The 13,148-nt window shown below is 41.8% G+C and carries 14 protein-coding genes; 9 read left to right on the forward strand and 5 right to left on the reverse strand.

What is annotated here, in order from left to right; translation table 11 throughout:
• The first annotated feature begins 16 nt into the window (after positions 1-16).
• The 7 genes from rplQ (at position 17) to FEM55_RS18005 (ending at position 7,324) form a co-directional block, all read left to right on the forward strand.
• Positions 17-580 carry a 50S ribosomal protein L17 gene (rplQ, locus tag FEM55_RS17975; protein WP_138282779.1) on the forward strand — a complete coding sequence of 188 codons (564 nt, stop codon included), beginning with the start codon at positions 17-19 and terminating at the stop codon, positions 578-580.
• A gap of 146 nt (positions 581-726) precedes the next feature.
• Positions 727-1,830, forward strand: coding sequence for a glutamine-hydrolyzing carbamoyl-phosphate synthase small subunit (carA, locus tag FEM55_RS17980; protein ID WP_171036602.1), 1,104 nt, complete (start codon positions 727-729; stop codon positions 1,828-1,830).
• Positions 1,831-2,105: 275 nt separating this feature from the next.
• On the forward strand, positions 2,106-3,377 hold the full coding sequence (gene eno, locus FEM55_RS17985; RefSeq protein WP_138282780.1) for a phosphopyruvate hydratase: 1,272 nt from the start codon (positions 2,106-2,108) through the stop codon (positions 3,375-3,377).
• Positions 3,378-3,431: 54 nt separating this feature from the next.
• Entirely contained in the window at positions 3,432-3,764 is a 333-nt protein-coding gene (locus FEM55_RS17990) for an FtsB family cell division protein (RefSeq protein ID WP_138282781.1), read from the forward strand.
• Between the two features lie 47 nt (positions 3,765-3,811).
• Positions 3,812-5,344 (forward strand): 2,3-bisphosphoglycerate-independent phosphoglycerate mutase, encoded by a 1,533-nt coding sequence (gene gpmI, locus FEM55_RS17995; protein ID WP_138282782.1) that lies wholly within the window; start codon positions 3,812-3,814, stop codon positions 5,342-5,344.
• A 156-nt stretch (positions 5,345-5,500) separates the two neighbouring features.
• Positions 5,501-6,052: a hypothetical protein gene (locus tag FEM55_RS18000; RefSeq protein ID WP_138282783.1), complete on the forward strand. Its 552-nt coding sequence runs from the start codon at positions 5,501-5,503 to the stop codon at positions 6,050-6,052.
• 318 nt (positions 6,053-6,370) lie between these two features.
• Positions 6,371-7,324 (forward strand): DUF8428 domain-containing protein, encoded by a 954-nt coding sequence (locus tag FEM55_RS18005; protein WP_138282784.1) that lies wholly within the window; start codon positions 6,371-6,373, stop codon positions 7,322-7,324.
• A gap of 103 nt (positions 7,325-7,427) precedes the next feature.
• Here FEM55_RS18005 and FEM55_RS18010 read toward each other — a convergent pair whose 3' ends face one another.
• From FEM55_RS18010 to FEM55_RS18025, 4 genes are all read right to left on the reverse strand, one after another.
• Positions 7,428-8,321 (reverse strand): PPK2 family polyphosphate kinase, encoded by an 894-nt coding sequence (locus tag FEM55_RS18010; protein ID WP_138282785.1) that lies wholly within the window; start codon positions 8,319-8,321, stop codon positions 7,428-7,430.
• A 30-nt stretch (positions 8,322-8,351) separates the two neighbouring features.
• Complete coding sequence (gene rdgB, locus FEM55_RS18015) at positions 8,352-8,930, reverse strand: RdgB/HAM1 family non-canonical purine NTP pyrophosphatase (protein ID WP_138282786.1); 579 nt, start codon at positions 8,928-8,930, stop codon at positions 8,352-8,354.
• Positions 8,931-9,009: 79 nt separating this feature from the next.
• Positions 9,010-9,918 carry an FKBP-type peptidyl-prolyl cis-trans isomerase gene (locus FEM55_RS18020; protein WP_138282787.1) on the reverse strand — a complete coding sequence of 303 codons (909 nt, stop codon included), beginning with the start codon at positions 9,916-9,918 and terminating at the stop codon, positions 9,010-9,012.
• A 52-nt stretch (positions 9,919-9,970) separates the two neighbouring features.
• Positions 9,971-11,005 carry a DHH family phosphoesterase gene (locus FEM55_RS18025; protein ID WP_138282788.1) on the reverse strand — a complete coding sequence of 345 codons (1,035 nt, stop codon included), beginning with the start codon at positions 11,003-11,005 and terminating at the stop codon, positions 9,971-9,973.
• Positions 11,006-11,205: 200 nt separating this feature from the next.
• On the opposite strand from FEM55_RS18025, the gene FEM55_RS18030 reads away from it, so the two are divergent.
• Positions 11,206-11,625, forward strand: a complete 420-nt coding sequence (locus tag FEM55_RS18030; protein WP_138282789.1) for a nucleoside-diphosphate kinase — start codon at positions 11,206-11,208, stop codon at positions 11,623-11,625.
• A 54-nt stretch (positions 11,626-11,679) separates the two neighbouring features.
• On the opposite strand, the gene FEM55_RS18035 is transcribed toward FEM55_RS18030, so the two are convergent.
• On the reverse strand, positions 11,680-12,192 hold the full coding sequence (locus FEM55_RS18035; RefSeq protein ID WP_138282790.1) for a fasciclin domain-containing protein: 513 nt from the start codon (positions 12,190-12,192) through the stop codon (positions 11,680-11,682).
• Between the two features lie 95 nt (positions 12,193-12,287).
• On the opposite strand from FEM55_RS18035, the gene FEM55_RS18040 reads away from it, so the two are divergent.
• The gene (locus FEM55_RS18040; protein ID WP_138282791.1) at positions 12,288-12,923 is read left to right on the forward strand and encodes a 3-keto-disaccharide hydrolase; all 636 of its coding nucleotides are present in this window, start codon (positions 12,288-12,290) and stop codon (positions 12,921-12,923) included.
• The last annotated feature ends 225 nt before the right edge of the window (positions 12,924-13,148 follow it).

The raw sequence follows: 13,148 nt of genomic DNA on the forward strand, positions 1-13,148 counted from the left end.
ACTAAACAACAAAACAATGAGACACGGTAAGAAAGATAATCATTTAGGAAGAACAGCATCACACCGCAAGGCAATGCTGTCAAATATGGCTTCCTCTTTGATTCTTCACAAAAGAATTGAAACAACACTTGCCAAAGCAAAGGAACTTCGTAAATATGTTGAACCTCTGCTGACACGTGCAAAAGAAGATTCAACACACAACAGAAGAATTGTATTTTCGTATCTGAACGATAAAGAATCTACAAAAGAACTTTTTGGTGCTGTTTCTGATAAAATTGCAGCTCGTCCAGGTGGCTATACGCGTATTATCAAGCTGGGTAACAGACTTGGTGATGCTGCGGAAACGGCTTTGATCGAGTTGGTTGATTTCAACGATGCATTACTGCTTGCAAATGCCGACAAACCTGCAAAAACCCGTCGCAGCAGAAGAGGCGGAAGAAAAGGCGAAGGAACTGAAGAAGGTGTTGCAGTAGTGAAAAAGGAAGATCATCCAATCGTTGCAGAAACTGAACCTGAAGCAGAACAGCCGAAGACAGAAGAAGGAACAACCGAATCATCTGAAAATGCTGATAAAGAGTAAAATTTCTGGTGATTATATTACAATATGACTAAAAAGGGTTAAACGTTTTCGTTTAACCCTTTTTTATGGGCATAATTAATTAATTTTGCACCCGGTTTAATAAACCGAATTTTTTGTCAAATAGAAGATAAAAAGATTTGATAATTATGAGTCAAAAAAAGGAAGCTCTGCTGTTGCTTGAAGATGGAACCGTATACAAAGGTCTTGCTTTGGGAAAAAGCGGAACCACAGGCGGCGAGATATGCTTTAATACGGGGATGACAGGCTATCAGGAAATTTACACTGATCCTTCATATTACGGACAAATTATCGTAAACACCAACTCGCACATTGGTAATTACGGCGTTCAGCTGGAAGATGAAGAAGAATCAGCTTCGGTTAAGATCCGCGGAATGGTTTGCAATACATTTTCGCCAATTTATTCTCGCCACACTGCAGATTTTTCTTTACAGGAATATTTTGAAAGAGCAAACATTGTAGGCGTTAGTAATGTAGATACAAGACATCTTGTTCGCCATGTAAGGCAAAAAGGTGTGATGAATGCGATTATATCTTCGGAAATCCTGGATGAGAAGCTGCTGATGGAAGAACTTCTTCGGATTCCTTCCATGGACGGACTGGAGCTTTCTTCGGAGGTTACAACGGAGCAACCGTATTTTGTCGGAGAAGAAGCCGGCAGCCAGTGGAGAATCGCAGTTATGGATTATGGAATCAAAAAAAGCATTCTTAAAAATCTGACATCCAGAGGTTGTTACTGCAAGGTTTTCCCTGCAAAAACGCCTTTTGAAGAGGTAATGGACTGGAAGCCGGATGGATTCTTCATCTCCAACGGGCCAGGCGATCCGTCTGCTATGCTTTATGCCGTAGAAAGCGTAAATCAGATGATAAAAACAAGTAAGCCGCTTTTTGGAATTTGTCTTGGTCACCAGCTTTTGGCCTTGTCTAGCGGAATTAACACGTATAAAATGCATCACGGGCACAGAGGTTTAAATCACCCGGTTAAAAATCTGGTAACCGGACTTTGTGAAATTACATCTCAAAACCACGGCTTTGCAGTGGATCCCGATGCCATAGCTAGTCACCCGGATATAGAAATCACGCATGTCAATCTGAATGACAAAACGATTGAAGGGATCAGAAGAAAAGATTATCCGGCATTTTCCGTACAGTATCACCCGGAAGCATCGCCAGGCCCGCACGATTCTAGGTATCTTTTTGATGAATTTATAAAGCTTTTAAGAGCCAGTTAATATGAAATCCCTCCTGTAAAGAGGGATTTTTTGTTGTAAAATATAATCGAAACTTGTCAGAATAACCGGATTGGCACCTGTTAGGAATGTAAAACGGACTTTGAACAAAAAACTGCAAAAAACCTTTGAAAACCGGTGATTATTTTCCCGGATACAATCCGGTTTATAGTTACGTAAATTTCAGCTAAAGTAAATTGAGGTTTATGTATGACCATTTTTTTTGTGTTATTTTGTGGCGTTAACATATTCAATTCTAATCAAACCGCAAGCTGCAAATGAGTACGATTCAATCAGTACATGCAAGACAAATTCTGGATTCAAGAGGAAACCCAACAATAGAAGTAGATATTCGTACCGAAAATGGTTATTTAGGACGCGCTGCTGTTCCATCTGGTGCCTCCACCGGAAAGCATGAAGCCGTTGAACTTCGTGATGATGATAAAAGTGTATATGTTGGAAAAGGAGTTTTAAAAGCCATTGAAAATGTAAACGACATTATTTTCCCTGAACTGATAGGCTGTTCCGTTTTCGAGCAAAATCTGATTGACAAAATCATGCTTGAACTTGACGGTACACCAAACAAAGCAAAATTAGGCGCCAATGCGGTTTTAGGCGTTTCACTGGCTGCTGCCAAAGCAGCTGCGCTGGAAGCAAACCTTCCGCTTTACAGATATGTCGGCGGCACAAACGCCAATACGCTTCCTGTTCCTATGATGAATATCCTGAACGGCGGTAGCCACGCGGATAACTCAATCGATTTTCAGGAATTCATGATTATGCCTGCAAAAGCAGATACCTTTTCACAGGCGTTGAGAATGGGCGTGGAAGTTTTCCATACGCTGAAAACGGTTTTGAAAAGCAAAGGATATTCTACAAACGTAGGCGATGAAGGCGGTTTCGCACCAAATATCAAATCCAATGAAGAAGCCATTGAAGTAGTTCTACAGGCTATTGAAAAGGCAGGATACAAGCCGGGAGAAGAAATTTTCATTGCAATGGATGCAGCTGTTTCTGAATTTTATGAAGATGGATTGTACCACTTCAAAAAATCGGATGGCCGCAAGCTTAGCTCCGATGAAATGGCAGACTACTGGACACAGTGGGTGAGCAAATATCCAATCATTTCGATTGAAGACGGAATGGATGAAGATGACTGGGCAGGCTGGAAAACATTGACTGAATCGATTGGTAAAAAGTGCCAGCTGGTAGGCGATGATTTGTTTGTAACAAATGTAACGCGTCTGCAGCAGGGAATTGAGTCTCAGATTGCCAACTCGATTCTGGTTAAAGTAAATCAGATCGGATCGCTGACCGAAACGATCAATACCGTGAATCTTGCAAAGAGAAACAGTTATAAAACAATCATGTCGCACCGTTCCGGTGAAACTGAAGATGCAACGATTGCGGATCTGGCAGTAGCATTGAATACGGGTCAGATTAAAACGGGTTCTGCTTCACGTTCCGATCGTATGGCAAAATACAATCAGTTGCTGCGTATTGAAGAGGAGCTTGGCGAAAGCGCATATTTCCCTGGGCTGAAATTTTAATCAACAAAGAATAACCGGAGCCAAAAGCTCCGGTTTTCGTTTCCGGGCAAGCTGATGAAAAACGGATCATTCTGGACGTTGCAATCTTTGAAAAATTTCTATATCGCCACGCTTCTCGCATGGCTGGTCTGGATCTTGTTCCTTGACAATAACAACATGCGGATTGTCATGTCGAACAGAATGAAGATGAAAGAGCTGGAAAAGGAAAAAAGTATCCTGTTAACCAAAATCCGGCAAGTCAAAAAGGAAAGAAATGAAGTTTTCGGAAACCCGAAAATGCTTGAAAAATGGGCAAGGGAAAAGTTTATGATGCGCAAGCCCAATGAAGAGGTTTATGTAATAGTGGACGAAAATAATCAGCCTGTTGAGAGTAAAAAAGACGAGTAGCTTCCTGAAAAACTTTCAACATCAGATCATATTTAATTTTCATAACATTGAGCAAGAAAGTAATTCTCATCATCATGGACGGCTGGGGCATTGCCAAGTCCGGTGAAGAAAGCCGGTCAGCTGTTATCGCTGCAAATACGCCTTTTTACGATCGTATTCTGCAGGAGTATTCACACAGTAAATTAGAGGCCAGCGGTTTGGCAGTAGGTTTGCCGGACGGCCAAATGGGTAACTCAGAAGTAGGCCATACCAATCTGGGCGCAGGACGAGTGGTTTATCAGGATCTTGTAAAGATCAATCTGGCCGTTTCAGAAGGAACGCTGGGCAATGAACCTGCGCTTGTCAGTGCACTGGATTATGCTAAGAGTAACGATAAGAAAGTACATTTTATCGGGCTGGTTTCCGACGGCGGTGTACATTCCCACATTGATCATTTGAAAGGGCTTTGCAAAATTGCCGCAGATAAGGGAATGTCGAAGGTTTTTGTTCATGCTTTTACAGACGGAAGAGACTGCGACCCGAAAAGCGGACTTGGCTTTCTGACAGAACTTCAGGAATCCATGTCACTGACCAGCGGACAAATTGCAAGTATAACCGGACGTTATTATGCGATGGACAGAGACAAAAGATGGGAACGTGTTAAACTCGCCTACGATGCTATGGTGCATGCCGAGGGCAAGCACGTTCAATCGGGAGATGTTCTGAATGCCGTTAAGGAGTCGTATGAAGAAGGTGTTACAGATGAATTCATATTGCCTATTATTGCGACCAATCCGGACGGAATGCCGGTTGCAGTGATTGAAGACGGCGATGTTGTACTATGCTTCAACTTCCGTACAGACCGCGGAAGAGAAATAACAGAAGTGCTTACACAGCAGGATTTTCATGAGCAGAATATGCATAAGCTGAACCTTAAGTATATCACCATGACCAACTATGATGATACTTACAAAGGTGTTGATGTTATTTTCGACAAGGATAATCTGAATAATACATTGGGCGAAGTACTGGAAGCAGCAGGTAAAAAACAGATCCGGATTGCGGAAACTGAAAAATACCCGCATGTTACTTTCTTTTTTTCCGGTGGCCGTGAAAAACCGTTTGAAGGCGAAAGCCGTTTGCTTTGTCCGTCACCAAAAGTGGCTACATATGATTTGCAGCCCGAAATGTCCGCATTTTGTATCCGGGATATTATTGTTCCTGAACTGGTCAAAGAAGAAGTGGATTTTGTATGTCTGAATTTCGCAAATCCGGATATGGTTGGCCATACGGGTGTTTTTGAAGCAGCTGTAAAGGCTTGTGAAACAGTTGATCAATGCGTACAGGCTGTTGTTACAACCGGGCTGGAACACGGATATGCATCCATTATTATTGCAGACCACGGTAATTCCGATTACATGACCAATGACGACGGATCGCCCAACACAGCGCATTCCCTGAACCTGGTGCCTTGTATTCTGGTTGATAACGATCACCATGATGCGTTGAAAAACGGAAAGCTTGCCGATGTTGCACCGACTATTTTACAATTAATGGAAATTTCACAGCCGGCGGAAATGACAGGAACCAGCATTTTGTAAACTTAACCGTTTCAAAAGGTGTTGATTTCAGAGAGTCCGTAAATGGGCTCTCTGTTTTTTTAGTTGGCGTTCACAGTTGAATTTTAATTGCAAATAATGTATCGTATACCCAAGAACTTTTTACCGGCTCCGGATTCTAAGCATTATATAATTTTGATGATACTTGTTCTGGGCATTTTTACTTCCGGATGCGAAAACAGGGAAGCGGAAGAGAAAACAATTCACACATACTTTGATTTGAAGGGCCTGATTGAAAACAAAATTGTTTATCTGAATGAAAGAAAGCCGAAGGTTACCAAAACGATTATACTGAACGGCAAAAAAGAAGTAAGTTCAACCACGAAAATTGACTGGAAAAAAGAACTGGAATTGTTTGTTCAGGCTGACATTAATAAACCGGCATTCAAAAACAGTTATTCCACTATCAAAAAAAGTGCTGCGGAACTGGAATACGTGATTAAAAACGGAGAAGACCTGAATGTACGCTCTCTCAGGATCAAAATGGATACTTTGCAGAAACAGCCTTATTCTATTCAGGCACTGATCAAATCGGAAAACAAGATATACAAATCGGAAAAATACATTGAGTTGACTTTTTCAAATAAAAATAATGAATGGCAACCTGTTTCCTATTCTGTAAAAGGTTATCAAAAGCTGTTAATGATGGATCCCAAGTCGTTCGATATAGCTGCAAAAATAGGATTATAACAGGTTTGGTTTTTGTGAATGGTTGTTCTGTTGCACCATAATTTGGGTAAAGTTTCCACAAACGCAAATGCATAATGTAATTTTCCAAGTCTGTGTTTCCGGATTTTTTTAATTCCGCTTTTTATACGGAATCTGCCACAGTACGAGGTTATGCTTGTTTGTAGTATTGGTTTTATGCCGGTTTATGGCATTTTGGTTACATCTTTTCACATCTTTATTTTACCGGGCATACATTTGGAAGCTAAGTTGGTACAGTCACGAGACTTGAAGTGTTTCTTTTAACATGTAAACCAAACCATTAAGTAAATCTTTAAATCAATGCAACCAGAACAAAAAAATAAGCAAAGTATAGCATGGGCAATGGTAGTTGTCCTTGGATTAGCAACAGCTATGTTCGGCTATCTGTTTACCACACAAAAAAGTGAACTTACACAGCAGGAATCAATGGTTGTTGAAAAAGCCAGAGAATTGGCTATCACCAAAACTAAACTTGATTCTATTTCAACCGTTCTTGATTCCAAAATTGCTGAGATCGAAAGACTTGGCGGTGATGTAACAGAACTTACAAAGGTGAAAGAACAACTTGAAAAGGACAAGTTGGCGTTTAGCAGAAGCAAGAAAGTTGAAACTAACAAATACCTTGGAAAAATCAAGGAATACGAAAAGTTCCTGACCGAAAAGGATGAACTCATAGCGCAGCTGAAAGCCGAGAACGAACATCTGGTTGCTTCCAATGACTCATTGAGCACACATGTAGGAACACTCACAAGCGAGCGTGAAAGACTGGTTCAGCGTCAAGCAGAATTGACTGATTCCGTTGTTACTTTTACAGAAGCCAATAAAGAGCTTAGTGCAAAAGTAAGCAAGGCCGCTGCGCTGAAAGCTCAAAACCTGAAAATTCTTACTGTAAATTCAAGAGGAAAAGTAAAAGAAAAGGACGAATACAAATCCAGCCGAGTTGACAAGATCAAACTTGTTTTCAATCTTCCGGAAAATGATTTGACAGCACAGGAAGCCAAAGATATTTATGTAAGAGTACTTGATCCGGAAGGAGCTGTTCTGGCAGACAATGCAACCGGTTCAGGAGAATTTGAAATTGACGGAGCACCTTCGAAATTCACAGCACGTGAGTCCGTAGCATTCCAGAATAACAATCAGAAAGTTGAAATGTTATACGACAATTCTTCACAGTTCCGTCCAGGAAAGTATAATGTGGAACTATATGCAGAAGGTTATAAAATTGGTGGCGGAAATTTCACCATCAAGAAATAAGGAATAACTTCACACCATGCATAGCTATCAAAGGCAACTGATCTGTTCAGTTGCCTTCTTTGGTTTTAATAGGTAATGAAATCTTTTTTAAACTTTGCTGCCGTCAGGAAACTTCGTTTTGTTTGTTGATGACATCTATGTAAGTCCGCAGTTCTTTGGATCTTTCAGGGCCGACATCAGGAAATGACATATCCATTTTTTTGAGTTCTTCAACGATAATTTTGGCAACGGTCAGCCGCATATTCTTTTTATCATCCGCAGGAATCACAAACCAGGGCGCTTTCTTCGATGCTGTCTGATTGATGCAGTCTTCATAAGCCTGCATATATTCATCCCATTTATCACGGATTTTTACATCCTGTTCTTCAAATTTCCAGTTTTTGGAGGGATCTTCAATTCTTTCGATCAATCGTTCAGCCTGTTCTTCTTTGGAAACATTTAAAAAGAACTTGATAACCCGGATGCCGTTTCTGTAAAGGTATTTTTCAAGGTTACGGATATCGGCATACCTGTGTTTAAAAACCTTTTCCAAATCTTCGGTAAGTTCGACCGGAAGCCTTTGCGCATTTCGAAGAATATCCGGTTCCACTTTTACGACCAGTACTTCTTCATAATAGCTGCGGTTGAAAATGGTTATGGTGCCCCGTTGCGGCATTACAAGATTGGTTCTCCACAAAAAGTCATGGCCGAGTTCCGTTTCGGTCGGGCGCTTAAAGGAATGAATTTTAATTCCGACAGGATTTACGCCTGAAATAACGTTTTTGATTGTTCCATCTTTGCCGGAAGCATCCATTGCCTGAAAAATGACCAGCAAACCGTACCGGTTATGCGCGTACATCATGCTTTGCAGATCGTCCATTTCCTTTGCGGATACAATCTGCATTTCTTCATACTCTTCTCGGCTGTCGTAAAGATCCTTGAACCTTGTTTTGGCTTTCTTAATGTCAAATTTGTTTGTTCCGTCAATCCGGTACTCGTCTATATCAAAATGGGCCATGGTTTGTTTGTTTAATGCTGTAAGTTTTGCCTAATGTATCTGCATCAAAAAGCCTACCAGTTTTGAAAATGCAAGTCCTCTGTGGCTCAATGCCGACTTTTCCTGCATGGTCATTTCTGCAAAAGTCCGGTCAAAACCATCCGGAACAAAAATGGGATCATACCCGAAACCGTTTGTGCCTCGCCTTTGTGAAATGATCTGCCCATTGACAACGCCTTCAAACTGGTGATAAGCGCCATCCAGCACAAGTGTAATTACCGTGACAAACCGGGACTTGCGGTTATCATTATTCCAGAGTTTTTCAATCAGTAAATCCATATTGTCATCGGCATTCCGCTGAGGCCCGGCATAGCGAGCAGATTTTACGCCCGGTTCCCCGTTCAGCGCAGCAACTTCCAGCCCCGAATCGTCCGCAAAACAGTTGATACCAAAGTTTTTCCATACAAACTCGGCTTTGGCTCTTGAATTTTCAGCAATGGTGTCGTAAGGTTCAGGAATATCAGTTTCACAACCGATTTCGGATAAAGTAACCAGTTCAAACTGATTGCCCAGTAAAGCCTGGATTTCTTCCAGTTTGTGAAGATTGTTTGTTGCAAAGCAGAGTTTCATACCTTTTATCAAAATATTTTATACAAAAAAACGGCTGCTTTTGTGAAGCAGCCGCATAAAGTAAGATTTTTAATCCGTATTATTTTGCAGGAGGAGCAATTTGCGGTCCGGCAGCAGGTGCAGCGGGTCCTTTGCTAAAATCAATCAGCTCCATTTCAAACTGCAATACGGAATTGCCCGGAATCGGTCCGTAAGCTTCTGGTCCGTAAGCAAGGCCTGAAGGAATGATCAGCAAGCCTTTTTCTCCTTTTTTCATCAGCATGATGCCTTCTTCCCATCCCGGAATAACCATTCCGGCGCCAATCTGCAGGTCAAGCGGTTTTCCCTGGTTTTTTGAGCTGTCAAACTCTTTTCCATCCAGAAATTTGCCTGTATAATGAACTTTAACATTATCGCCGGCCGCAGGGCTCGGGCCGGAACCTTCAACCTGAGGAATATAGTACAAGCCAGAGGCCGTTTTGCGTGCTTTGGCCTTCAGGTTATTTTTGGCAAGATAATCTTCAATTACTTTGGCATCCACTCCTTTTTGCTTGCCGCTGGCTTCAGACTGCTGTTTCTGGAATTCTTCAGAAGTAAGTACGCTCAGGACTTTTACTGTAAAACTGAGTTCAGATCCTTTTTTAATCATCGGAGGCATTGGCTGCATCATTTTTGCAAACAACGTATCCGCATTGATCAGGAATTTGGCGCTGTCTCCGGCTGATAACATAGCCAGCCCTTCTTCAAAACTGCCTTTGAATGGCGGCGCCTGTAAAACCATTTTCACCGGATTGCCTTCTTTATATGTATCGCGGAGTGTGGAATCGCTTCCGTTTTTCAAAACCAGATGGAATGACATGATATCGCCCAGCTTCGCTTTTCTTGAATCATCTTCGTGTTCAAAAACCTGATATTTAAGGCCGTTTTCAGTAACCTGCGTACGATATTTGTTGCAAGCGGCTGCGAGAATAGTTATGCCCATCGCATAACCGATTGTTTTAAGATTCATTGGATTGTGTTAATTAAAAATATAGGTTAGATTCTGAAGTTATAATATAAGTTTAGTCAACGTTTAAAAGAGCTTCCTGGTATAAGGGCAGAATGCTTAAAAAAGTTGCAACCGTTTCATTGACTGTTTGTTCCGACCTTCCGCCCGACGCATTTTTATGCCCTCCGCCGTTGAAATAACTGCTTGCAAGATCCCTTACCGAAAATGTCCCGACCGAACGGAATGAAATTTTCACTTCTCCTTTTCTTTCGATGAACATGGCGGACATGACAACATTTTCAACCTGCAGTCCGTAATTGACGATTCCTTCGGTTTCGCCTGTACTCGAATTGAATCTCTGCAGTTCCGATTCGGTAAGCACCATATATGCGGTCCGGTATTCAGGCAGTACAACAAGCTTTTGAGAAAGTACATAACCCAGGAACTGAAGACGGGAAAGCGGTGCATTGTCATAAATCAGCCGGTGAACACGGCTGGAATCAAAGCCGGTCAGCATGAGGTCCGCAACGGCCAGATGAACTTCCGGCGTTACATTTCCGTGCCGGAACGAACCGGTATCCGTCATGATGCCCGCATACAGGCATTCAGCCATCGGTATGTCAAAAATAACGTTGGCCGGCTTGTTGTCTTCCAGTTCTTTAATAAGTGCATAAACAAGCTGTGCGGTTGCAGCAGCCGTGGTATCCCAGAACATCCATTTGGCAAATTGTTCCGGTTCCAGGTGATGATCGATCATCATTTTGGGCGCAGCAGCTTCCTGAACAACTTTTCCAAGATCCTTAAGGCGCGAAAGTGCAGAGAAATCGAGACAGCAAATCAGTGTTGCCTCTTCCATTTTCCTTTTGCATTTAACCTGATCGCCGGCCTTTTCATAAACGAGCACATTTTCAATGCCTGAAAGCCAGCGCAGATTGGCCGTGTACTCGGTCGGACTGATAACCGTTACATGGTGACCTTTTTTGATTAAATAACTTGCCCAGCCCAGCGAAGAACCCAATGCATCTGCATCCGGATCACGATGCGTCGTAATAATGATTTTTTGGGGAAGGGATAAAAAAGAGCTTAGCTCCTTAAAGGCTTGATTCACAATTATTTAATTCAAAAGAAGAATTTATTGTTTTTATTGAGATCGCAAAATTAATAAAACTGTTGGGATTTGCTCAATGTTAAACACTAAAGGCTGGTTATCAGTATATGTTTTATACCGCAGAATGGTTAGTCATGAAAGGATCGGAAATATAAATTGAAAAATTGTAGTTTTGCACCTGAACAAATTTAGCAGATTGTATGCCGACAAATAAAACTTTTACCATGATTAAGCCGGATGCCGTTCGGGATGGCCATTCGGGTTCTATTATCAAAATGATCGAGGCAGCCGGGTTCCGTGTTGTTGCTATGAAGAAAACACAGCTTACGCCGGAGCTTGCCGGGAAGTTTTATGAAGTGCACAAGGAACGTCCCTTTTACAATGATTTGTGCAAGTATATGTCATCCGGGCCAATCGTTCCGATTATTCTGGAAAAGGAAAATGCGGTTACTGATTTCCGTACGCTGATCGGCGCTACAAATCCGGCCAATGCAGAGGAAGGCACAATCCGGAAACTGTATGCAAAATCCATGGAAGCCAATGCCATTCACGGTTCGGATTCAGACGAAAATGCTGAAATTGAAGGAAATTTCTTTTTTGCACACATCGAGCAATTCTGATTTTCAACCATATAAAAGACAGGCCGGATTGATTTTTCAGTCCGGCCTGTCTTTTTAATACCTGACCACTACACTGTCAATAACATGGATTATGCCGTTGGCCGCATTCACATTTCTGATTATAATATCCGATTTGTTGACGGAAAGCGTGCTGTCCATTCTGGTGATTGACAAGGTGTTTCTATTCAATGAAACCTGAGAGCCGGGCGTAAGCTGTGAAAAGCTGAGCCTTTGTTTTGGTATGATATGGCTCCGCAGAAATGAACGTACAGAATCTTTCGGTAACCGGGTCACTGCATCTGAACTGAAAATGCCGGCTTTCCCGAATGAATTGTTATTGGGCGCAAAAACCGTTAACTCATCCGTCCTCAAAGCATCGCTCATTTCTGCATAAAGCATAACGTCGCGCAGAATGCTGAACTGCTCGTTTTCCAGAATTACATCCGTCAGCGTTTTGGGTTTTATCCGGTCATCATCATCTTCTGTACAGGAAAAAAGAGCTCCTGAAAACAGGACAGCAATTAAAAAAAATGTCAGATAGCGCTCTATGCAATGGTTTTTTTTCATAGCTTTCCAATTAGTTAGTTTCTGTAAAACTAATGTAAAATCTATCCTGGCAGAATTTCTGACCTGAATTTTTTAATCCTAATCCCAAAAAAGTTATGTTAAAATTGAGGCAATTGATTGTCGTTTGTGCTTCCGTCTTTTTTATCAATTCTGCTTTCCTTGCAGTAAAGGAACCAGCCGTCGGTCCTGAAAAAAAACCGGTAAAGCTGTTTAACGGAAAAGACCTGAAAGGCTGGAAAATCAACGGTACCGAAAAATGGTACGTAAAAGATGGCGAACTGGTTTGCGAAAGCGGTCCGGATAAGAAATACGGTTATCTGACTACCGAGAAGTTCTACAAGAACTTTGACCTTTCCCTGAAATTCCTGCAGGAAGCAAACGGTAACAGCGGCGTATTTTTCAGATCGACCGTGGACGGAACAAAAGTTTCAGGATGGCAAGTGGAAGTTGCACCACCAAATCACGATACCGGCGGTGTTTACGAATCGTACGGACGCGAATGGCTGGTTAAAATTCCGGACGAAAAAGAAGGCTTTCTGAAAATGGGCGAATGGAATACTTTGCGCATCCGCGTGAACGGCGACAAGGTACAAACCTGGCTGAACGGAAACGAAATGGTCGACTTCAATGATGAAAAAATTGGTGCTGCCAATGGTTCCATTGCCTTGCAGATTCATGACGGAGGCGGAATAAAAGTACGCTGGAAAGATATTATGGTCGAAGAACTATAAAAAAGCATATGCTTTCACTCCGAAAGAAAACAGGTTCATTCCGGTGAAACCTGCAGTTCGTCGGAAATGATTCCATTGCAGGCTTCATAGCTGATAGGTTTGTGTAAAAAAGCACAGATGCTGTCAGTTATGAAGCCTTTTTGTTTTTAAATCCTTTCAAACCCGTAAAAAATAACAATAAGATACTTTCCTGAATGTGTCTTTGACAAGAACCGAAATGAGCCC

Source organism: Dyadobacter sediminis (assembly GCF_005860765.1).
Taxonomy (GTDB): Bacteria; Bacteroidota; Bacteroidia; order Cytophagales; family Spirosomataceae; genus Dyadobacter; species Dyadobacter sediminis.

Excerpts from the sequence above, each read along its gene's own strand:
- rplQ (WP_138282779.1), top strand. The coding sequence starts at position 17 with ATGAGACACGGTAAGAAAGATAATCATTTAGGAAGAACAGCATCACAC.
- carA (WP_171036602.1), top strand. The coding sequence starts at position 727 with ATGAGTCAAAAAAAGGAAGCTCTGCTGTTGCTTGAAGATGGAACCGTA.
- eno (WP_138282780.1), top strand. The coding sequence starts at position 2,106 with ATGAGTACGATTCAATCAGTACATGCAAGACAAATTCTGGATTCAAGA.
- FEM55_RS17990 (WP_138282781.1), top strand. The coding sequence starts at position 3,432 with ATGAAAAACGGATCATTCTGGACGTTGCAATCTTTGAAAAATTTCTAT.
- FEM55_RS18000 (WP_138282783.1), top strand. The coding sequence starts at position 5,501 with ATGATACTTGTTCTGGGCATTTTTACTTCCGGATGCGAAAACAGGGAA.
- FEM55_RS18005 (WP_138282784.1), top strand. The coding sequence starts at position 6,371 with ATGCAACCAGAACAAAAAAATAAGCAAAGTATAGCATGGGCAATGGTA.
- FEM55_RS18010 (WP_138282785.1), bottom strand. The coding sequence starts at position 8,321 with ATGGCCCATTTTGATATAGACGAGTACCGGATTGACGGAACAAACAAA.
- rdgB (WP_138282786.1), bottom strand. The coding sequence starts at position 8,930 with ATGAAACTCTGCTTTGCAACAAACAATCTTCACAAACTGGAAGAAATC.
- FEM55_RS18020 (WP_138282787.1), bottom strand. The coding sequence starts at position 9,918 with ATGAATCTTAAAACAATCGGTTATGCGATGGGCATAACTATTCTCGCA.
- FEM55_RS18030 (WP_138282789.1), top strand. The coding sequence starts at position 11,206 with ATGCCGACAAATAAAACTTTTACCATGATTAAGCCGGATGCCGTTCGG.
- FEM55_RS18035 (WP_138282790.1), bottom strand. The coding sequence starts at position 12,192 with ATGAAAAAAAACCATTGCATAGAGCGCTATCTGACATTTTTTTTAATT.
- FEM55_RS18040 (WP_138282791.1), top strand. The coding sequence starts at position 12,288 with ATGTTAAAATTGAGGCAATTGATTGTCGTTTGTGCTTCCGTCTTTTTT.